The sequence below is a fragment of the Cognatishimia activa genome (assembly GCF_001458335.1).
Classification (GTDB): Bacteria; Pseudomonadota; Alphaproteobacteria; order Rhodobacterales; family Rhodobacteraceae; genus Cognatishimia; species Cognatishimia activa.
Map to the genome: position 1 here is coordinate 49,101 of NZ_CYTO01000009.1, position 18,739 is coordinate 67,839.

Annotated in this window: 22 protein-coding genes; 12 read left to right on the plus strand and 10 right to left on the minus strand. The window is 54.9% G+C overall.

All coding sequences use genetic code 11. The annotated features are described in order from the left end of the window. The first annotated feature begins 129 nt into the window (after positions 1-129). The 6 genes from queC (at position 130) to TA5113_RS04675 (ending at position 4,485) form a co-directional block, all read left to right on the plus strand. Positions 130-822 carry a 7-cyano-7-deazaguanine synthase QueC gene (gene queC, locus TA5113_RS04655; protein ID WP_058315206.1) on the plus strand — a complete coding sequence of 231 codons (693 nt, stop codon included), beginning with the start codon at positions 130-132 and terminating at the stop codon, positions 820-822. Further along, positions 822-1,178 (plus strand): 6-carboxytetrahydropterin synthase QueD, encoded by a 357-nt coding sequence (gene queD / locus TA5113_RS04660; RefSeq protein ID WP_058315207.1) that lies wholly within the window; start codon positions 822-824, stop codon positions 1,176-1,178. The genes queC and queD overlap by 1 nt, the downstream gene beginning before the upstream one ends. Continuing rightward, positions 1,178-1,891: a 7-carboxy-7-deazaguanine synthase QueE gene (gene queE, locus TA5113_RS04665; protein WP_181949459.1), complete on the plus strand. Its 714-nt coding sequence runs from the start codon at positions 1,178-1,180 to the stop codon at positions 1,889-1,891. Before queD ends, queE begins: the two co-directional genes overlap by 1 nt. A 12-nt stretch (positions 1,892-1,903) precedes the next feature. Then, a complete protein-coding gene (gene queF / locus TA5113_RS04670; protein ID WP_058315208.1) occupies positions 1,904-2,371 on the plus strand; it encodes a preQ(1) synthase in 468 nt (155 codons plus the stop codon). Positions 2,372-2,473: 102 nt separating this feature from the next. Beyond that, a complete protein-coding gene (locus TA5113_RS16895) occupies positions 2,474-2,623 on the plus strand; it encodes a hypothetical protein (RefSeq protein WP_165589382.1) in 150 nt (49 codons plus the stop codon). 251 nt (positions 2,624-2,874) lie between these two features. Further along, entirely contained in the window at positions 2,875-4,485 is a 1,611-nt protein-coding gene (locus TA5113_RS04675; RefSeq protein WP_058316628.1) for a hypothetical protein, read from the plus strand. A gap of 141 nt (positions 4,486-4,626) precedes the next feature. Here the strand turns inward: TA5113_RS04675 and TA5113_RS04680 are convergent, their stop codons facing one another. After that, the gene (locus tag TA5113_RS04680) at positions 4,627-5,052 is read right to left on the minus strand and encodes a tellurite resistance TerB family protein (RefSeq protein WP_058315210.1); all 426 of its coding nucleotides are present in this window, start codon (positions 5,050-5,052) and stop codon (positions 4,627-4,629) included. Between the two features lie 110 nt (positions 5,053-5,162). Here TA5113_RS04680 and TA5113_RS04685 point away from each other — a divergent pair, with 110 nt between their 5' ends. After that, complete coding sequence (locus tag TA5113_RS04685; RefSeq protein WP_131726422.1) at positions 5,163-6,140, plus strand: hypothetical protein; 978 nt, start codon at positions 5,163-5,165, stop codon at positions 6,138-6,140. A gap of 110 nt (positions 6,141-6,250) precedes the next feature. Then, positions 6,251-7,894 carry a lysine--tRNA ligase gene (locus tag TA5113_RS04690; RefSeq protein WP_058316668.1) on the plus strand — a complete coding sequence of 548 codons (1,644 nt, stop codon included), beginning with the start codon at positions 6,251-6,253 and terminating at the stop codon, positions 7,892-7,894. Positions 7,895-7,927: 33 nt separating this feature from the next. Here TA5113_RS04690 and TA5113_RS04695 read toward each other — a convergent pair whose 3' ends face one another. Then, positions 7,928-8,377, minus strand: coding sequence for a DUF6428 family protein (locus TA5113_RS04695; RefSeq protein ID WP_131726469.1), 450 nt, complete (start codon positions 8,375-8,377; stop codon positions 7,928-7,930). Between the two features lie 74 nt (positions 8,378-8,451). Here TA5113_RS04695 and TA5113_RS04700 point away from each other — a divergent pair, with 74 nt between their 5' ends. The 3 genes from TA5113_RS04700 (at position 8,452) to TA5113_RS04710 (ending at position 11,622) form a co-directional block, all read left to right on the plus strand. Next, a complete protein-coding gene (locus tag TA5113_RS04700; protein ID WP_058315213.1) occupies positions 8,452-8,766 on the plus strand; it encodes an ArsR/SmtB family transcription factor in 315 nt (104 codons plus the stop codon). Positions 8,767-8,816: 50 nt separating this feature from the next. Continuing rightward, positions 8,817-9,209, plus strand: a complete 393-nt coding sequence (locus TA5113_RS04705) for a DUF4864 domain-containing protein (protein ID WP_058315214.1) — start codon at positions 8,817-8,819, stop codon at positions 9,207-9,209. A gap of 121 nt (positions 9,210-9,330) precedes the next feature. Beyond that, positions 9,331-11,622 carry a glycosyl hydrolase family 28-related protein gene (locus TA5113_RS04710; protein WP_058315215.1) on the plus strand — a complete coding sequence of 764 codons (2,292 nt, stop codon included), beginning with the start codon at positions 9,331-9,333 and terminating at the stop codon, positions 11,620-11,622. Here the strand turns inward: TA5113_RS04710 and TA5113_RS04715 are convergent. From TA5113_RS04715 to TA5113_RS04740, 6 genes are read right to left on the minus strand one after another with little or no spacing between them, the layout of a single operon-like run. Then, positions 11,619-12,170 (minus strand): nucleotidyltransferase family protein, encoded by a 552-nt coding sequence (locus TA5113_RS04715; protein WP_058315216.1) that lies wholly within the window; start codon positions 12,168-12,170, stop codon positions 11,619-11,621. The two genes, TA5113_RS04710 and TA5113_RS04715, sit on opposite strands and share 4 nt — an antisense overlap. Continuing rightward, on the minus strand, positions 12,167-13,063 hold the full coding sequence (locus TA5113_RS04720) for an XdhC family protein (protein ID WP_058315217.1): 897 nt from the start codon (positions 13,061-13,063) through the stop codon (positions 12,167-12,169). The genes TA5113_RS04715 and TA5113_RS04720 overlap by 4 nt, the downstream gene beginning before the upstream one ends. A 7-nt stretch (positions 13,064-13,070) precedes the next feature. Further along, the gene (locus TA5113_RS04725; RefSeq protein ID WP_131726424.1) at positions 13,071-13,415 is read right to left on the minus strand and encodes a hypothetical protein; all 345 of its coding nucleotides are present in this window, start codon (positions 13,413-13,415) and stop codon (positions 13,071-13,073) included. 13 nt (positions 13,416-13,428) lie between these two features. Then, the gene (locus tag TA5113_RS04730; protein WP_058315219.1) at positions 13,429-14,052 is read right to left on the minus strand and encodes a hypothetical protein; all 624 of its coding nucleotides are present in this window, start codon (positions 14,050-14,052) and stop codon (positions 13,429-13,431) included. An 11-nt stretch (positions 14,053-14,063) separates the two neighbouring features. Next, the gene (locus tag TA5113_RS04735) at positions 14,064-16,307 is read right to left on the minus strand and encodes a xanthine dehydrogenase family protein molybdopterin-binding subunit (protein WP_058315220.1); all 2,244 of its coding nucleotides are present in this window, start codon (positions 16,305-16,307) and stop codon (positions 14,064-14,066) included. A gap of 2 nt (positions 16,308-16,309) precedes the next feature. After that, entirely contained in the window at positions 16,310-16,768 is a 459-nt protein-coding gene (locus tag TA5113_RS04740) for a (2Fe-2S)-binding protein (protein WP_058315221.1), read from the minus strand. A 128-nt stretch (positions 16,769-16,896) separates the two neighbouring features. Here TA5113_RS04740 and TA5113_RS04745 point away from each other — a divergent pair, with 128 nt between their 5' ends. Continuing rightward, positions 16,897-17,436: a TetR/AcrR family transcriptional regulator gene (locus TA5113_RS04745; RefSeq protein ID WP_058315222.1), complete on the plus strand. Its 540-nt coding sequence runs from the start codon at positions 16,897-16,899 to the stop codon at positions 17,434-17,436. A 9-nt stretch (positions 17,437-17,445) separates the two neighbouring features. Here TA5113_RS04745 and TA5113_RS16900 read toward each other — a convergent pair whose 3' ends face one another. Together TA5113_RS16900 and gap are read right to left on the minus strand one after the other, a co-directional pair. After that, on the minus strand, positions 17,446-17,589 hold the full coding sequence (locus TA5113_RS16900; protein WP_058315223.1) for a hypothetical protein: 144 nt from the start codon (positions 17,587-17,589) through the stop codon (positions 17,446-17,448). Positions 17,590-17,684: 95 nt separating this feature from the next. Continuing rightward, complete coding sequence (gene gap / locus TA5113_RS04755; protein WP_058315224.1) at positions 17,685-18,686, minus strand: type I glyceraldehyde-3-phosphate dehydrogenase; 1,002 nt, start codon at positions 18,684-18,686, stop codon at positions 17,685-17,687. Positions 18,687-18,739 lie beyond the last annotated feature (53 nt).

The following is an 18,739-nucleotide window of genomic DNA, read 5'->3' on the forward strand; positions in this document are numbered from 1 at the left end:
GCCTCCCTTAGGTCAACGCCCATATTCGGTCTTTTCATCCCTTCAATCCCTTGCTAAACGCCGTCCGTTCGGGGTGGTCCCGGATACCGGTCGCAGCCTACCCGGTTCGCTAAAACAAGGGTTCAAAATATGAAAACACTTGTCATCTGCTCCGGCGGATTGGACTCTGTCACGCTTGCCTACAAGGTCGCTCAGGAGCGCGAGCTTGTGGGGTTGATCTCGTTTGACTACGGGCAGCGTCATAAGAAAGAAACGGACTTTGCCGCCAAAGCGGGCAAAGCCCTGGGCGTGCCCCATGATCTGATCGACATGCGCGCCATTGGCGGGTTTCTGTCAGGCTCTGCCCTGACCGATGATCTGGATGTGCCCGATGGGCATTACGCCGAAGACAATATGAAAGTCACCGTGGTGCCAAACCGCAATGCGATCATGCTGGCGGTGGCCTTTGGAGTGGCGGCCGCAAAGGGCGCGCAATCGGTGGGCACCGCTGTGCATGGGGGGGATCACTTCATCTACCCCGACTGTCGCCCGGGCTTTATTAACGCTTTTCAGTCCATGCAGGACGCGGCGCTTGAAGGCTATGCGGATGTGCAGCTCTACACGCCCTTCGTGAATATCTCCAAAGCGGACATCGTCACCGAGGGCGCGCGCGCAGAGGTCCCGTTTGAAGACACATGGTCTTGTTACAAAGGCGGTGCGCTGCATTGCGGGCGCTGCGGAACTTGTGTGGAGAGGCTGGAAGCCTTTCATCTGGCGGGCGTTGAAGACCCCACAGAATACGAAGACCGCGACTATTGGAAAACCGTGGTGGGGAGCGTCTGATGTATCGCATCGCCAAAGAGTTCGCTTTCTCAGCCAGCCATAACCTCACCGACCTGCCTGAGGGCCATCCGTGCAAGCGGGTGCATGGGCACAATTACGTGGTTACTTTGGAGTTGGCCTCTGAAGAATTGGACGACACGGGTTTCATTGTTGACGTCAAAGAGCTGAACGCGCTTCGGGATTGGATTGATGACACGCTGGATCACCGCCATCTCAACGAGGTGTTTGACCATCCCAATGTCACAACCGAATGGCTGTGCAAGGTGATCTTTGATTGGTGCAAGGCACGCTGGTGCCAAACAAGTGCCGTGAAGATTCAAGAAACCCCGAAGATCTGGGCGGAATACCGTCCCTGATGCTGCGGATTACCGAGATATTTGGCCCCACCATTCAGGGGGAAGGTGCGGTGATTGGTGCGCCCACGGTTTTTGTGCGCGCGGGCGGCTGTGATTATCGTTGTTCCTGGTGTGACAGTCTTCACGCAGTAGATACCGAACATCGCCACACATGGGCAAAAATGGACAGTGCGGATGTCTTCGCAGAGGTGGAGCGCCTATCCGGCGGCACGCCGCTGACGGTGTCTTTGTCTGGCGGAAACCCGGCAATTCAGGACTTTAGCGATGTGATCGCTTTGGGCAAATCCAAAGGCTATGACTTCGCGCTGGAAACCCAAGGCTCCATTGCACGAGAGTGGTTCTCAGAACTTGCGCCGCTGATCCTATCGCCGAAACCTCCATCCTCTGGACATGTGGTGGATTGGGATAAGTTTGATGCCTGCGTGAAGGCGGCTGGCGAGGCCGAAACGGTCCTGAAAATCGTGATCTTTGATGACACGGATTACGCATGGGCCAAAGACGCCGCCGCGCGCTACCCGCAGCTGCCGCTTTACATCCAGCCAGGAAACCACACGCCGCCATCCGCCGATGAGGATGATGCCGCCGTTGATATGGATGGCATCATGGATCGCTATGAATGGCTGATTGACAAAACCCTGGCTGACAAATGGTACAGCCCGAAAATCCTACCGCAGTTGCATGTCCTGATTTGGGGCAACAAACGCGGCGTTTGAACGGAGACGAAAATGTCTGACAAATCCATCTACGAGAACCTGACCCAGTTGGGAAGCCACACAGCTTTGCCGCAAACGCCGGAAGAAGCGGTGATGGAGCGGGTGCCAAATCCGCAAAAAGGGACTGATTATGCGGTGCGTTTTACAGCGCCGGAATTCACATCCCTATGTCCGCTTACATCGGCACCTGATTTCGCCCATATCGTGATTGACTATGTGCCGGGTGATTGGCTGGTGGAAAGCAAATCCTTGAAACTGTTCCTAGGGTCATTCCGCAATCACGGGGCTTTTCATGAGGATTGTTCCGTCACCATCGGAAAGCGCATCGAGGAATTGCTAGAGCCAAAATGGCTCCGGGTCGGCGCTTACTGGTATCCACGTGGTGGTATCCCGATTGATGTCTTCTATCAAACTGGGCCAGAGCTGCCCAATGTTTGGATACCAGAGCAAGGCGTGCCCACATACCGCGGGCGCGGTTGATCTTTGTGACAGGGGGCTGCATTTCATTTTCGAAATGCGCCTCGTTCTGTGTGTCGTTGAACGGTTACAAAATCTGTAATTTTTTGTCGCTTGGAGCTCGTAATGCCTACCGATGAACACATCGGAGGTCCCATTATGTTCCATAAGCTTTCCAAAACATTCTTTGTAAGTGCAGCTCTGCTGACAACCACGTCTCTGACCGCATTTGCAGGCGGCATGCGCAGAAAACCATTGGTGAAACTACCGCTCTGATCGCAGAAGCAGGCCTGGCAACAGCGCCTCTGAACGACGGTGAAAGCGGCAACACCAACTTCCCGTTTGCAGAGTTCAAAGCGCTTGCAACCGTAGGCGAAGTTGACGCTGAAACAGGCAAAGCGCTGACTGGTTACCCAGATGGTCAAGCTGTATGGCTGGCAGATAACGACACTGTTCGTGTTGCATATCAATCCGAATCTTATGCAACCATGGGCCGCGCGCCAAACCCAGAAACATATCCATGGGAAATGGCAAACGGCGTCACCTTCACAGGTTCCCACATCCACACTATCGACTATGATCGCACAGCTTTTGCCAGCTTCATGAGCAATGACGACGCTGCTGCGAGCATGGTGAAAGGCTCTGGCCACCTGTTCAACAAAGTCTACAACGTCTTTGGCGAAATGGTCGCTGCGCCATCCTTCGATCCATCTGACTTGGCGGGTAAATGGGGCAACCAAACACGTCCAGACGGCACTCTGATCCAGTTCGCTCCTAAGTACCGCCTGTCCGCAACAGACTATTTCTTCCAGTCTTTCTGTGGCGCATGGTACGAGCAAGCCAACAAATACGGCGAAGGCATGGGTTTTGCCGATGACGTTTGGTTTGCGGCTGAAGAGTGGGAAATCGGTCGTATGTTCCCAGCAGGTTCTGCGGATTCAGCAGCAACCATGGGTCTTGCATCCGTCGTCGTCGACATCAAATCCGGCACCGCTTATACAGCGCCAGCGCTGGGCCAAACTGGCTATGAGAAGATGATGCCAATCAACTCTGGTCACAAAGACTACGTTGTTGTCGTGACCTCCGGCTACAACCACGGTCAGGAACCTTCCCCACTGAAGGTTTATGTTGGCATGAAGGACCGTCTGGCAGATGGATCCGTGATCGACTACGCAACCGCAAACGAGCGTGACAGCTTCTTGGCGCGTAACGGTCTGCTGTTTGGCAAGCTCTACGGCATGGCAGTGACCACCGATGTTGCGGCGACTTTGGTTGCAGAACCAAACCCAGCGGAAAAGATGATCGACGATTACATCCAGAACGCGGACGCGCCTGCAAGCTTTGAAGCGAAATACGTTCCTACCTCTTACCAGTGGGGCGGCTGGGACAAGCCTGTTGCGGTTCAAGACACAGAAATGATGCTGTGGGAATCTGAGGACGAGCAACCAGAAGGCCACATCTACTTCAACGGTGACAGCAAAGTTGAGCACGTTGCAGCAGACCCATCTGGCAAGCCACGTTACTTTGCGAACATGACCAACAAAGGCGGTCTGTTCCAAGTCGACTTTGGCGCGTTCGACTTTGATGGCGAAACGCTGCCAGCCGCTCTGGATGCGACAGTGACACGGACTGTTGGTTCTTGGGATGGCGCTTTGACTGTGAAAATCGGTGATGAGGGCAAGGTGAAGGACGGTGATGCGTCCATTCACGTTGAAAAAGGCAAAGCACAGATGATCGCACCGGACGGTCTTTTCTGGGCAAAAACTTCCGAAGGCGATTACCTGATCGTCGAAGAAGACAGCGGCAACGACTTTGGTGAGCGTAAATACGTGCTGACGCTGGACGCGGACATGAATGTTGCAGACGCACACCTGCTGGCTCTTGCTGGCGGTAAGTTCTCTTCCCGTTACGAACAGGGCGTTTCCGCTCTTGGCGGCGCGTTCACCAAGGCGGGCACTGCAGAGTTTTCTGGTAACTGGCCAGTGACTGCGCTGATCGCGAAGAAAGCAGATGGTTCTTTCTACACAGTCGAAGAACTGGCGGGCACAGGTCGTCAGGATATCCGCGGCGAGATCGCAACAGCAGATCAGACCTACCTCGGTGGGTTCAGGCCCGCTCTGAAAGCTCTGGTGCGGTAGAAGCCAACGGCTCTGACGCAGGTGGCCAGATCTTCTTGTTCACAATGGACCCTAAGTAAGCCCTTTGGTTTTCAATAAAAAAGACGCCCCCGCGAAGTCGGGGGCGTTTTCATTTTCAGGATTGAATTCTGAGATGCTGTGCTAAAGCGTCATGTGCCGCGCCCTGGCACCTCGTTCGATTGCTGCCGCATGTAGGCGATCAATATCAAGCTCATAGCGGATTTCTTCCAGCAAGCGCAGCTCAGGCTCATAGATTTTGCCATCAGCAGCGGCCACATCGCAGGCCAGCGCATAGGCGGTCTCAAACAGCTCTTCCGGAAGGTTGGCACGCACCAAACCAATCAGTGCTGCGATCCCGTCTTCTTGTTCAAACAAATCGAACACGGTTGGGGTGACGACGCCAAGCCGGTCAATGTCGTAATCGCCAAACACTGGCAGGTTGTTGACGGCGGATTGGATTTTGATCAGCTCCGCGGTGCGCACATTGGCGTCGGATGCGGAGATTGCCACCATCACCGCCACCAGGCTGTCCTGCGGGGTCCATGGATGTGGGGCTTCTTGCGTCATTTCTATGCCTTTGGTCCTAGTTTGTGAATAGGATATGCCTCGCTCGATAGCAGGGCAAGGCTAGATGCTTGTTGCTAAATTGACTTGCAACTTTGGTGAGCTCGGTTTGAATGAAAACCATTATAGTATTTGGATTTGCTTTAGGTATGGAGGCGGTATTGAAGCGCCCAAAATTTGAATTCAGGCAGGCACAGGCGGCCTTTGATTTAATGGAGCTGGTTAAATCCCAAGATGACCAAACGCTCGCCAAAATCGGTGGGGCGGACTTAGTCGAAGTCGTGAGAACGCATCACTGCCGCTTTGCAAGCGAAACATACGAAGATTGCTATTCTAACTTGGCTGGAATCGCTCTTGAGGAGGCCGATAATTGTGCCTTGGCCATGGCGATCCTCGTTGCGAACGATCTTCAACGGGGTTTATGGGCCGGAAGCAGCGTCGAATTTGCTGATCTCTGCTTAGATGGTTTGAAATCCGCCCCGAACGAACTCCGAAGCGCTGTTTTGCGCGGTCTTGATGCAGAGATAGATTTCCCGTTTCAGGTGACCTATCCGATGCCTGAAAGAATATTGCCAAATGTCTGCCGATTGACCTTTGAGTTGGAACAAGTGCTGCCGAGTTTATGTAGTATTGCACGCGAAATGGATGAAGCTGCGCGTAAGTCCGTTTCTCGAGCGGATTATGGCGCGGATGCTGATAGGCACTTTGAAGCGCTAAACGAGGTTCTTGATCGCGAAACCTGCCTTTTTGATAAGGAAGAGCGCTGGCTGCCAGCTGAGGCGGTTGGTCTGGTATCACATGTTTCAGGCAATTCTTCGTTTGTGCACTGTACGGCACTTTTGCTCGCGAATGCTGTCCAGACAGGCGATTTTTATTCAGACTTTAGCTTTCGGTGGATGCAGCACGCGACATACTATAATTCAATGATTGAGCGCTTTCGTGCACCCATTATTGCCGGCGTGCGATATTTGTATGAGACAGATTGTGAGTTTTTATCTTTGGAAGAACGCGAAGAATTTGACCCAGTTCTGTTTCCAGAAAAGATGATCGGGGCAAAGGTTGATTTAGAATTGTTACCTGCGCCGGGATGACCTGTTAACTAGTTCTTAGCTCCAACAATCATTGACCATTCTGCGATAGCGAACTAGGAGATGCCGGTCGCCTCTGCATGGGGCAGGGCGGCGAGATTTTGGAGAAACACATGTCTGATCTGCGCGATGCTGCGATGAGTTCAAAAGCCTGGCCCTTTGAAGAAGCGCGCCGGGTGCTCAAACGCTATCAAAAGCAAGCGCCGGAAAAGGGCTATGTGCTGTTTCAAACCGGCTATGGCCCATCAGGCCTGCCGCATATCGGCACCTTTGGTGAGGTGGCGCGCACCACTATGGTCAAACGCGCGTTTGAACAGATGTCTGACATCCCAACCAAGCTGATCTGTTTTTCAGACGATATGGATGGGTTCCGCAAGGTGCCGACCAATCTACCAAACCAAGAAGAGCTGGCGCAGGACTTGCACCTGCCGCTGACCAAAGTGCGTGACCCGTTTGGCACCCATGAAGGGTTTGCCCAGCACAACAACGCGCGGCTTTGCGCGTTCCTTGATAGCTTTGGCTTTGAATATGAGTTTGCTTCCGCGACTGACTATTACAAAAGCGGCAAGTTTGACGAGACCTTGCTGATTGCGCTGGAGCGGTTTGACAAGATCCAAGAGATCATGCTGCCGACTTTGGGGGCCGAGCGGCAGGCGACCTATTCTTGCTTCCTGCCGGTCAGCCCGAAAACTGGCCACGTGCTGCAGGTGCCGACTTTGGAGCGTAATGTCGCCAAAGGGACGATCGTCTATCAGGAACCTGATGGCGAGAAGATCGAGATCCCGGTGACCGGTGGCAATGTGAAGATGCAGTGGAAGCCTGACTGGGCGATGCGCTGGGCCGCGCTTGGGGTGGATTACGAAATGTCGGGCAAAGACCTGATTGAATCCGTGACCCAATCCAGCAAAATCTGTCGCGCATTGGGTCAGCGTCCGCCAGAAAGCCTGTCTTATGAGCTCTTCAACGACGAGCAGGGCCAGAAGATTTCCAAATCCAAAGGCAACGGCCTGTCCATGGAGGAGTGGCTAACTTACGCCGCGCCGGAAAGCCTGCAGTATTTCATGTATCAAAAGCCAAAGACCGCGAAGCGGTTGCATTTTGACGTGATCCCGAAGGCGGTGGATGAATATCACCAGCAACTGGGCGCATATGCCGGTCAGGATACCAAAGCGCGTTTGAATAACCCGGTTTACCACATTCATGGTGACAACGTTCCAGCCTCAGATATGGTTGTGAACTTTGCGATGCTTCTGAACATGGCGGCAGTTTCTGCGGCGGAAGACAAAGAAACGCTTTGGGGTTTCATCAACCGTTACGCGCCGGATGCGTCTCCTGAAAACAATCCAAAAATGGATGACGCGGCGGGCTTTGCGGTGCACTATTTCCACGACTTCGTGAAGCCAAACCGCGTGTTCCGTGCCCCAACAGATCAAGAGCGCGACGCTCTGAGTGATCTGGCAGCTGCGTTGAAATCTCCGGAGGCAGCATTGGCGGCCATTCAGGCAAAGAACGAGAAGTTGGGCCGTGATGATGAATTGCCAGTCGCTGATTTCTCTGATCCAGAGTTCCTGCAATCCATCGTGTTTGCCATCGGTAAGCTGAAAGAGTTCGAACCGCTGCGTGATTGGTTCACCGCGATCTACGAGGTGCTTTTGGGCGCATCCCAAGGGCCTCGTTTTGGTGGGTTTATTGCTCTTTACGGGGTGGACGAAACGATCGAGTTGATCGAAGCCGCGCTAAACGGCGACTTCCTATAGAAAGAATGGGCAGCGGTTTCGCTGCCCTTTTTCTTAGCAACAGCTACCTGTCAGGGAAGGCACGCAATCGCCACCCAAAGCGGCGGGTTTGCACACTGCACCATCAGCAATCAGTGGGACGCGCACTTCAAAATCGGTGACAATTGGCTCGCCCAGCAGGAAGAGTTGCAGGCCCTCATTGTTGGGTGCGAATTCGACCTTCACATCCGCCCAATCCAGATCTGGCAGGGTTTTGAGGGAATGCAGCAGAATTTTAGTGAGCTTGCCCGCGGTCATATGTTTGCCAACAGACCCATCCAACAGTTGAAGCGTCACTTCGTGGAAGTGGTTGATATTGCCGCCACAGTCGATGCTGGTGGTTGGTGCGGATTTAAGCTCTGTCAGGTGATAGCCTGCGCCAATGGCGGCCTCATCTGTGAAATAAATCACGGGCAGGTCGACGGGCGAAGGGCCGAGGGCCTTGAGGAATGCGCTTAATTTCATGCTGGCATCTTTCATTTCAACGATTCTTGAAATATAGTACATGAGACTGATAATAGTTCAAGAGTTTTTGAAATATGAATGAGCCCGATGCGCTGAAAGCCTTTGCTGCTTTGTCCAATGAAAGCCGGTTGCGATTGGTAAAAGTGCTGGTTGAAGCGGGCGCTGCAGGCCTCAGCGCCGGCGAAGTGGCAGAGCGCATTAGTGCAGCGCCTTCGCGCGCGTCGTTTCATTTAACTGCTTTGTCAGAGGCAGGATTGGTGCGCTCGGAACGGGAGTCGCGCAGCATTCGCTACTTTGTGCGTTTGGATGCTATGGGGGGCTTGGTGCAGTATTTGCTAGAGGATTGCTGTGGCGGGAACAGCCTTGTGCGGGAGTGTTGCAGGGGCTGACGCTGGTCAAAGCGGCGACGGGCGCTACCTGAGGAACAGGAGGGACGGCCATGCGCATCATTTTGACGACAGCTTTTATTTGGGTTGCGACCCTGGTTCACGGGCAGCAGGACGGTATCCGCGCCACCATTGATGCGCAGATAGAGGCCTTTGGGCGCGGGGATTTTTCGCAAGCTTTCACCTATGCAAGCCCTTCAATTCAAATGTTTTTTGGAACGCCAGAGCGGTTTGAAACCATGGTGCGCTCGGGCTATCCGATGGTGGTCGGACCAGATGCTGTGCAGTATTTCGAGCTGAAAGAAATGCGCGGTGCTTATTGGCAAAAAGTGCTGTTTCGCGACGGATCTGGGGCGACACATCTGCTGGAGTATCAGATGATCCAAGTAGACGGGGAATGGCGCATCAATGGGGTGCGCCCGGTGCCGTTGGGGCCGTCTGCATAAGGCTGCGCAACGGGCAGCGAACGCTGCTCTGAGCGCAGATTAACATCTTTCTCCATACCTTTTCCGCAAGCGCTGGCCCAAGTCATCCGGGGTCAGCTTGGCAACGGAAAAGGGATTTCTCATGAACAAAGCGATCACCGATGGCGTGGTGTTGATGCCAACACCCTTCAGCGCAGGGCTGGATCAATGGTCGAGCGGCGATGGGACGCCAGGCTCTGACACCTATGACGGGGCGGTGAATGCGGCCTTTGTGCCAGCGGATGCGGATTTTGGCGGTTGTTTGGAGCTGCAAAAGGTCGAGGCCACCCAGCGGTTGCGATACATGGGGCAGACGCCGTTGGAGCCGGGCTGCTACCTGCAAGTCAAGGCGCGCATCAAGGTGATGAGTGGGGGGCTACCCACCGTGCGTATTGCCGCTTGGGCGGGGACGTCTGGAGGCGCCCATGTGGGCGGGTTGACCGAAGTCGGGCCTGCGGTGGCGTTAAGCACTTATGGCGACGTTGTTGAGGTCGCTGCTATCATTGGGTCCGGGCAACGCGGTGGGGTGGACATGGCTTGGGGAACCGAGCCGACCTATGCCCATGTGGGGCTTGATTTGACCGGGCCAACCGGTGGCATTGTGCGCATCGATGACATTGAAGTGGCGGATCTAACGTCGGCCTTTCACCGAGAGCTGATGGCCATGGTAGATGTGCGCGACTATGGCGCTGTAGGGGACGGGGTGACCGATGACACCGCGGCCTTTGAAGCAGCGAATGCCGCTGCCGATGGACGCACGGTTTTGGTTTCTTCGGGGACCTATCTGTTGTCAGGTGGCATGGTGTTCACGGAACGGGTGCGCTTTGAGGGCACTGTGACCATGCCGCGCGAGGCGATTTTTAGTCTAACCAAGAACTTTGATCTACCAGCCTATATCGATGCCTTTGGCAATGAGCAGTTGGCTTTTGAGAAGGCGTTTCAATCGCTTTTCAATAGTGCGGATCATGAAAGCCTGAATTGCGGCGGACGCCGGATCACGATCACGTCGCCAATGGACATGCAGGCACTGGTCCCCAACCGCACGAGCTATGCGCAGCGGCGCAATATCATCAATGGGCAGTTCTATGTTCAGTCCAGCGATGCTGTCTGGGACCCGGATGTGGCGACCTCTGTTGGGACCTATTCCACGTCCAATCCGCGTTTTCTGACCGGCGTGACCAACGTGGCCAATATTCAGGTTGGCGCGCTCGTGGAAGGCAATGGTGTGGGGCGCGAGGTCTATGTGAAAGCCAAAAATGACGCGACCCAAGAAGTGGAGTTGAGCGCACCGCTTTATGACGCGAGCGGGACGCAAAATTATACGTTCACTCGGTTCAAATACATCATGGACTTCTCGGGCTTTAGTAAGCTGCAGCGCTTCTCGCTCTCCCATGTGGACCTGCTGTGTAATGGTTTTGCCAGCGGTATTCTGTTGCCGCCGGCTGGGGTTATTTTTCATGTGCGTGACAGTTGGATTACGCGGCCGCGGGATCGGGGGATCACCAGTCACGGGGAAGGCTGTCAGGGCATGTTGATTGACCGCTGTCAGTTCCTGACCAATGAGGCGGATACCCGCGCGCAGGATCGGACAACGATTGTGGTGAACACCAACGCCAATGACGTGAAGCTGCGCAACAATCGGGCGAGCCAATTCAAACATTTCGCTGTGCTGGGCGGGTCCAACAATCAGGTGATTGGCAATCATTGCTTCCAAGGGGATGCAGAGACCGCTGGGGTGCGGACCGGTGGGATCGTGGTAGCGAGCAGCTATTGCTCGACCACGATTACCGGGAACTATATCGACAATTGCTCGATCGAATGGACCAATGAGTATGAACCGGAGCCAGATTTCACCACGGGCTTTTCATTCTCAGCTTTGACGATTGATGAGAATGTGTTCCTGACCGGTAATGTGGCCCCTTGGTTTAGCTATTTGGTGATCAAACCCTATGGCACGGGGCAGTCGATTGGTGGGCTGAGTGTCACGGGCAATAAGTTCCGTAGCATTGATGGCTCGATTGATCGGGTGGACCGGGTGGATGAGACCTTTGCGCCGCTTGATTCCACGCGCGGCAAGAATATCCGCGTGGAAGGCAATACGTTCCACCAGATCGAGACGCCGATCTATAACCCGGTGATGGTGTCCCACGACCAGAATACGGCGTCGGACACGTGGATGGTGGATACTGAGGGGCAGTTGCCCTTTGGCGGTCAGGCGCGGTCTGTTGAGTCGGTGGTGGCCACGGAACGGTTGCGCAATGGATCAAACCAGACGCGCTGGGCGGTGCCTTATGTGGACCTGCAGCAAGGGTCCGTCGGAGATCAGGTGCGGCTGAATTGGGAAGAGCCGTTGACCGGAGAAGTGGCGGTGCGTGTTTCGATGAACGCAGTTTAGGCTTGGGGGCCGGATAGGTCGGCTTGCGTGTCTACGTCAAAGGCTTCTACGGGGCTGATTTGTACCATGTTCTCTGCTGCGACCTGTTGCAGAAGCATGCGAGCCCCCTGATCGCCTTCGAGTTTGAGAAGGGCGTCGAAATATGTGTGATCAAAAAGGGCGGGGACCGTTGGACGGTTCCCGTTTTTTGTGCAGGCCGCGAGAGATGCTTTTGTCTCCAAAAGCGTGTTCAGTGTGCCAGTGGTGATATGAGGCATGTCGGCCAGGGCGACCAGAATGCGGTCGGCGTTTAGCGCGATGGCTGCCTTTATACCCGCCTTAAGACTGTCAGATTGCAAACCACCGCAACGGGTGACTTGAAACCCATCAAATTCCGGCTCCAGTGATGGATTGGAGATACAGACAACGAGGCCATCTGCGTCTGACGCCCGCATCGCTTCGGCGGCATAGCGGCACAGCGGTTGGCCTTGATAGGTGCTGAGCAGCTTGTCTTCAGGGCCAAACCGCTGGGACTTGCCCGCAGCCAGAAGGATGCCAATGGTTTTCATTTGGCTGCTTCGCCTGCGACCGCGTGGATTTCAGCGAGCACAGAGATCGCCAAGGTTTGCGCATCGCGGGTGCGTGGAATGAGACCGATGGGGCCTCTGATCCGGTCGATACCCGAGATGTTTTGAGCTTCCAAATCCGCAAGGCGTCTTTGCTGGGTGCGCATGCTGCCTTGGGCGCCGATATAAAAGGCGTCGGTCTTTAGGGCGTCGATGAGGATTTGCTCTTCCAGATCGTGGTCGTGGAAGAACAGGACAATGGCGGTCCGGTCATCGATGGCAGACAGGTCCGTGATCTTTGGCTGGGTCATTAAGTGTTGTGCCGACTGCGGGATCGCGCAGCGTTCAAGCGTGTCGGGGCTGGTTGAGAAGAGCTTCACCCCATGGCCTGCGCCATTCGCCAGCTCGGAAAAGACCTTGGCTTCGTGTCCATTGCCGAACACGCAAAGCTGCAAAGGTGGCTCAAAGAAAAGGTTGATATGATCGTTTGCAACGCTGGTTTCAGAAGCGTCGCTCAGGGCGATGTTGCCCGTTGTAAGGTTGATTGCCAGTGCAGCGGGTTGACGGTTGCTCAGCGCGTGTTCCACCGCTTGAAATGGCTCTTGCGGTGGCGTTGGGATCATCAACACGTCCATCGCGCCGCCACAGGGCAGCTTGAGGTCCACGAATTGTGAGCCAGCGCCGTAAGTGATGATCTTGGTCTCACTCAAGTCTTGGCAATGACTGATGATATCGGCCTCGATACAGCCAGAGGAGAGGTGCCCCTCAAAGCTGCCATCTTCGTAAACGGCCATCATTGCGCCGAGAGGGCGATAGGCGGGGCCTTCTTGACCCACAATGATAGCAACCGCGCAGAGCCTTTCGGCCTGCGCGATTGCGGGAATTATTCGGTTCATGTCGAGGTTAGGCCTTTACTGGAGATCGCCACAAAGCGCCAAATAGCAGAACCGCTGCGCCGATATCGGCAAGGGTGATCGCGGTCATGGTCATGCCGGTGAGGCCGGAATATTGCGTTCCAACGGAAACCGAAGCCACGATGCCGACCAATGCGCCGATGAAACCCAGATGGGCCAGCCAGCGGCGTGGGCGCGTGATCAGGAAGTAGCCGATCAGCCCCCAAAGGACGACCGCGCCTGCCAAGGTGCCAAACAAGGCACCTCCGGACAATACAATTGCAACCACGTGCAGCGCCGCAGAAAGGTAGAAGAAGTAACCGGCTGTGCGGAATGGATTTTTTGTCTCTGTCATTGCGTCCACCAAATCAATCGTTTTCACACGGCATGCCGCCGACACCCCAAGTGAGGATGTCATTCACGTGCTCTTGCAAGCTGTATGGCGCTGCTTCGCGGCCACCGCCGGGTTTCCATGCCCAGTGCAGGATCAAGTCGTGATCCAGGTGCTCGGCGATATCCATGAAGGTACGGTCACCGTTGCGATCAGGATCGCGCAGTTGGTTGCAGACCTCGACAGAGCTTTTGCCAAACCACTCTGCTTCAACCGGTGCCAGTTGCCAGTCCATCGCAACCCGTGGGGCTGCGTGTGGCGTGGTGTTGGCATTTTCCCAATCCTCAGATTTGGTTGTATGGCAGGTGGAACACAGAACCGCTTCTGCACCAATCCGGCTTTCGCCGCCATTGATGTTCATGCCGTGGGGCCGGGTTTTGCCGTAGCTTGGACCGGACCACATCGGCACATTGTCTTCGCCCACGTGGCAGTTGGAACACCGAGGGTGCGACGCCACCTCGTAGATCCGGGACCATGCTTCAAGGGCCGCTTCTGTTGTCACACTTCCCTCCGCTGGAGGGACAATGTCAACGGTTTCCCCAGCAGATACGCTGAGGGCTGACATAAGGGTGAATGCGCTGGCTAGTAGGGCTCGCTTCATCTCTGATCCCCTTAAACGAAATCAATATGTTTGTTGAAAGGCATCTCGCGGATCCGCTGGCCGGTGGCCGCAAAGATCGCATTGCCAAGGGCAGGGGCGGATGGTGGAACCGGAGGTTCACCAAAACCGCGCACTTTCGGGCTGTTTTCAAGCGCCGCGAAGGTGATCGGCGGGCATTGCCAGATACGCATGCCTTCATGAGCATGGTAGTTGCTTTGCTCAGCCATACCGTCGGAATAGGTGATCTCGCAATTGATCGCGTGACCCAGACCCCAGACGGTTCCGCCTTGGCCAAGGTTTTCCAAGTTGCCCGGGTCGATCACTTTACCCACATCGGCAGCAACCCAAACACCGTCCAGCTTAATGCCGCGATCGGTGTTGGTGACCTCGACGACCGTCGCCACAGGCACCCCGAAGGAGAAGCCATAGGCAACGCCGCGGCCGCGGTTTTCACCAAGGTTGGCGCCGTTCCAGTTGCTGATCTCGCCGACCTTTTCCAGCACTTTGACCGACACATCGTGGCCCATCAGGCGGATGCGTTCCTCAAGCGGATCGGCACCAGCGGCATGGATCGCCTCGTCCAGAAGTGTCTCATAGATAAAGACGTTCGGACCTGCGCCCACAGCGCGCCAAGATGACACTGGCGCAAGGGCCTCGGTCAGATAGGAGCGAACGCGCAGGTTCGGCAAGTTGAAGTTCGGTGCATCCCATGCGCCTTCGTGAAGCTGCGCATCCGGACCAGGCAGGCTCATCCCCATCCGACCCATTTGAGAGCGCATGACGGACTGACCTGCGATCTGCACGTCAAGCGATGTCACTTTGCCATCTTTGTGCTTGGCGACACCGCGACCCATGGTGATGTGACGTGGGAAGTCATGAGCGAAGTCTTCTTCGCGGGAATAGGTCATTTTGACCGGTGTGCCGCGCATTTGATTGGCAATCTCGGCCGCTTGTTTGATGAAATCAAACTCGAGCCGGTGTCCAAAGCTGCCGCCCATGAATTTGTTGTGCAGGTGAACGTTTTCCTGATCAACGCCGGTGATGCCCGCGACGATGGATTCAACAAACATCTGAATTTGGTGACCCGTCCAGATATCGACACGCTCGTCAGTCACAAGGATTGTCGCGTTGAGTGGTTCCAAAGGCGCGTGTGCAATGTAAGGAGAGCGATATTCGCCGGTGACTTCTTCGCCCTCTGCTGCATCCACATCGCCTTCTACGCGGGCTTCCGCGTTCAGGCTTTCCTCAGTGAAGGTTTCTTCAAGAACCTTCCAATGATCTGCTTGCTCGGCAGGGTATGGTGCTTCGCCCCAATCAAACTCGATTGCGTTTGAAGCTTGGATTGCGCGCCATGTGTTGTCCGCTATGACAGCAACACCACCGGTGATTTCCAGAACGTCTTTGACGCCTTTCATCTCTTTGGCTGCGGATGCGTCATAGCTGTTCATCGCGCCGCCTTGGCGTGGGTTCACCTTGATGGCGGCGTAGACCATGTCTTCGGTTTCAAAGTCGATGCCATAGTCCAGTGTGCCGGTACATTTCTGGACCATATCCACGCGGTTCATTGGCTTGCCGGCGAGCTTCCAGTCTTTTGGATCACGCAAAGCAACCTTCTCGACCGGCTCGATTGTTGCAGCGATGCCTGCGAGGGATGTGTAGCTGAGTGCTGTTCCATCCGGCAGGATCACAGAGCCGCGTTCTGTTTTCAGTTGGCCGACAGGCACACCGCTTTGCTGGGAAGCCGCGAGCTTGAGTGTCTCACGGGCGCAGGCCCCAGCATGGCGCAGTTTTTCGTAAGTGTCTGGGATCGCTGAGGAGCCGCCAGTTGCCATCATTGGCAGTGCAAGTTTCACAACGCCGCCCAAGAAACCGCGGACGCGTTCAGCGGTTGGGCTATTGTCATAAAGCGGGAAGCCCGCCATGGCGTCGATAGCTGCGCCATTGAAATAGGCTTTGTCAGGCATGCCGAAGCTGACTTCGACCTGATCCAGGTCGATATCAAGCTCTTCCGCAATCAAAGCAGCTTGAGCTGAGAAGATCCCTTGGCCTTTGTCCGCGTGAGTGGCGATCAAAGTGACTTTGTCGCTGTCGACAATCACCCAAGGGTTAAAACTGGCGGTGCCTTGCTGCAGTTCTTTCAGGTTCGGGTTCGCAAAAGGTGTTCTTGCGGTGTAGACCCCAAATGCCACGCCCCCGGCGATGGCTGCGGAGCCGATAAGGAAAGAGCGTCTGCCAATCGTACGTGCGCGTCCCATGCTTATGCCTCCTGAATTTTCTGCGCTGCGGATTTAATCGCGGCGCGAATACGCGGGTAGGTCCCGCAGCGACACAGGTTGCCACCCATGGCAGCATCAATGTCAGCGTCTGTTGGGGAGTCGTTAAAATCCAGCAATTGAGCGGCAGACATGATCTGACCGGACTGGCAATAGCCACACTGAGCCACTTGGTGTTCGACCCATGCGTCTTGCACGGCGTGCAAGCTGTCTGGCGTACCAAGACCTTCGATGGTTGTGATGTCGCCAGTCACGTCACCAACCGCAAGTTGGCACGACCGAACGGCGAGCCCGTCCATATGGACTGTGCAGGCACCACACTGGGCGACACCACACCCATATTTGGTTCCTGTCAGTCCCAGTTCATCCCGCAATACCCAAAGAAGGGGCATATCCGGTTCGACATCGACCTCACGGTCTTTTCCATTTACAGAGAGTTTCATTGCTGCGTCCTATTCCGACCTAGGTCAGTGCGTGGCTGAATGTGCGAATACTGTATGATTATACAAAAGTTGTATTCTTGTACAAAGCTAGTAGAATGACTCTTGTTCGTCAATGAAATGATTAAAAGATGAGAAACGCAGAAATCGCGATGGCCGCTTTGGCCACCGTGGGTAAATACGGGCTTCAAAAGACAACCATGTCGGATATCGCGCAGGCTGCGGGTATATCCCGGCAGTCTCTATATAATGTCTATCCGAACAAAGAAGAGTTGCTGCGCGCGGCGGTCAAGTACTTCATGGACGCCGATCTTCAAATGGTCAAAGAGGCCTGGAAAGACCTTGATGGGGCAGAAGCGAAGCTCGACGCTTATTTCAGCATGGGGCCGCTGCGTTGGTATGATCAGCTGACAGATATGCCCAATGTGAACGAACTTCTTGAGGGCATGAGTGCGATTGTAGAGCCGTCCCTTAAAGACGGGCACCTTAACTGGATCGAACTGTTGGCGGACCTGCTTGGTGAAAAAATCGATGCAGATCAGGCGCACGAGGTTGCCGATCTTGTGTTCTTTTCCGCCAAGAACGCCAAGTTCAGTGCGGCAAGCCGCGCACAGCTGGAGAGGCGTTTGGACTTGCTCAAAGAAATGGTTTTGACGACCTATTTTCGTTGATCTCTGAGATCACCGCCAGAAAGCGATCCACTCTACCAATTCAGAAAATTTGCGCGCGGTGAACAATGCCGCTTGGCCATCTAGCCAATACTGGTCGGCACCCAAGGCCAAGACCAAAACCAAACCGATTCCAATGGCTAAGCTGTTGGTCATAAGAAATGCGCCCCTTCGGTGGTGACCTGAGACAGATATGCCTGAAGGTCCGAAAGGGCGCAATAATCTTTGAAGGTGATGGTTGAGAGATCGGTTTAGATCATCTGACCCATTTTGGAGGCCACATCTGCCATGCGCGCAGAGAAGCCCCACTCGTTGTCATACCATGCCAGGACGCGCACAGTGCGGCCGCCGACCACTTTGGTTTGGTCAGGCGCGTAGATGGAGCTTTCAGTGGTGTGGTTGAAGTCGATCGAAACTTTTGGCTCTGGATCATAACCCAGAACGCCCTTCATGTGGGTCGCCGCGGCTTCGCGCACAACTTCGTTCACGTCTTCCACGGTCACATCTTTGGACGCAACGAAGGTCAGGTCGACAGCGGATACGTTTGGCGTTGGGACGCGCATGGAGGTGCCATCCAGTTTGCCCTTCATTTCAGGCAGAACTTCGCCCAGCGCTTTCGCAGCGCCTGTAGATGTTGGGATCATCGCCATCGCTGCTGAGCGCGCGCGGTAGAGATCTTTGTGACGACGGTCCAGGGTTGGTTGGTCACCGGTGTAGCTGTGGATCGTGGTCATCAGTCCGTTTTCGATACCGATGGTGTCGTTCAGAACTTTCGCCAGTGGGGCCAAGCAGTTTGTGGTGCAAGAGCCGTTGGAGATCATGTTGTCATTGGCGGTCAACTGGTTGTCGTTCACACCAAAGACGATGGTCTTTTGGACGTTTTTCGCGGGCGCAGAGATCAGGACTTTCTTCGCGCCGCGTTCCAAGTGTTTTGCTGCTTTGGTGCCGTCGTTGAAGTTGCCAGTACATTCCAGAACCACGTCAACGCCGGTCCAGTCCAGCTCGTCCATGTCATAGGTTGAGAACATGCGCATTGGGCCTTGGCCCACATCCATGGTGCCGTTCTGAACAACCACGTCATTGGCGAAACGACCGTGGACGGAGTCATAACGAATGAGGTGTGCTGCGGTTTCCAATGGGCCGGTCGCGTTTACTTTCACAACCTGTACATCTTCGCGCGCCGCTTCCGCGATGTGCATCAGGGTACAACGTCCAATTCGGCCAAAGCCATTGATACCAACAGTAACGGTCATCCGAGTGTCCTCGCTCGTTATGAAATATGAGCTGACATATAGACCTGTCCCGT

Excerpts from the sequence above, each read along its gene's own strand:
- queC (WP_058315206.1), top strand. The coding sequence starts at position 130 with ATGAAAACACTTGTCATCTGCTCCGGCGGATTGGACTCTGTCACGCTT.
- queD (WP_058315207.1), top strand. The coding sequence starts at position 822 with ATGTATCGCATCGCCAAAGAGTTCGCTTTCTCAGCCAGCCATAACCTC.
- queE (WP_181949459.1), top strand. The coding sequence starts at position 1,178 with ATGCTGCGGATTACCGAGATATTTGGCCCCACCATTCAGGGGGAAGGT.
- queF (WP_058315208.1), top strand. The coding sequence starts at position 1,904 with ATGTCTGACAAATCCATCTACGAGAACCTGACCCAGTTGGGAAGCCAC.
- TA5113_RS16895 (WP_165589382.1), top strand. The coding sequence starts at position 2,474 with ATGCCTACCGATGAACACATCGGAGGTCCCATTATGTTCCATAAGCTT.
- TA5113_RS04675 (WP_058316628.1), top strand. The coding sequence starts at position 2,875 with ATGGCAAACGGCGTCACCTTCACAGGTTCCCACATCCACACTATCGAC.
- TA5113_RS04680 (WP_058315210.1), bottom strand. The coding sequence starts at position 5,052 with ATGACGCAAGAAGCCCCACATCCATGGACCCCGCAGGACAGCCTGGTG.
- TA5113_RS04685 (WP_131726422.1), top strand. The coding sequence starts at position 5,163 with ATGAAAACCATTATAGTATTTGGATTTGCTTTAGGTATGGAGGCGGTA.
- TA5113_RS04690 (WP_058316668.1), top strand. The coding sequence starts at position 6,251 with ATGTCTGATCTGCGCGATGCTGCGATGAGTTCAAAAGCCTGGCCCTTT.
- TA5113_RS04695 (WP_131726469.1), bottom strand. The coding sequence starts at position 8,377 with ATGAAATTAAGCGCATTCCTCAAGGCCCTCGGCCCTTCGCCCGTCGAC.
- TA5113_RS04700 (WP_058315213.1), top strand. The coding sequence starts at position 8,452 with ATGAATGAGCCCGATGCGCTGAAAGCCTTTGCTGCTTTGTCCAATGAA.
- TA5113_RS04705 (WP_058315214.1), top strand. The coding sequence starts at position 8,817 with ATGCGCATCATTTTGACGACAGCTTTTATTTGGGTTGCGACCCTGGTT.
- TA5113_RS04710 (WP_058315215.1), top strand. The coding sequence starts at position 9,331 with ATGAACAAAGCGATCACCGATGGCGTGGTGTTGATGCCAACACCCTTC.
- TA5113_RS04715 (WP_058315216.1), bottom strand. The coding sequence starts at position 12,170 with ATGAAAACCATTGGCATCCTTCTGGCTGCGGGCAAGTCCCAGCGGTTT.
- TA5113_RS04720 (WP_058315217.1), bottom strand. The coding sequence starts at position 13,063 with ATGAACCGAATAATTCCCGCAATCGCGCAGGCCGAAAGGCTCTGCGCG.
- TA5113_RS04725 (WP_131726424.1), bottom strand. The coding sequence starts at position 13,415 with ATGACAGAGACAAAAAATCCATTCCGCACAGCCGGTTACTTCTTCTAC.
- TA5113_RS04730 (WP_058315219.1), bottom strand. The coding sequence starts at position 14,052 with ATGAAGCGAGCCCTACTAGCCAGCGCATTCACCCTTATGTCAGCCCTC.
- TA5113_RS04735 (WP_058315220.1), bottom strand. The coding sequence starts at position 16,307 with ATGGGACGCGCACGTACGATTGGCAGACGCTCTTTCCTTATCGGCTCC.
- TA5113_RS04740 (WP_058315221.1), bottom strand. The coding sequence starts at position 16,768 with ATGAAACTCTCTGTAAATGGAAAAGACCGTGAGGTCGATGTCGAACCG.
- TA5113_RS04745 (WP_058315222.1), top strand. The coding sequence starts at position 16,897 with ATGAGAAACGCAGAAATCGCGATGGCCGCTTTGGCCACCGTGGGTAAA.
- TA5113_RS16900 (WP_058315223.1), bottom strand. The coding sequence starts at position 17,589 with ATGACCAACAGCTTAGCCATTGGAATCGGTTTGGTTTTGGTCTTGGCC.
- gap (WP_058315224.1), bottom strand. The coding sequence starts at position 18,686 with ATGACCGTTACTGTTGGTATCAATGGCTTTGGCCGAATTGGACGTTGT.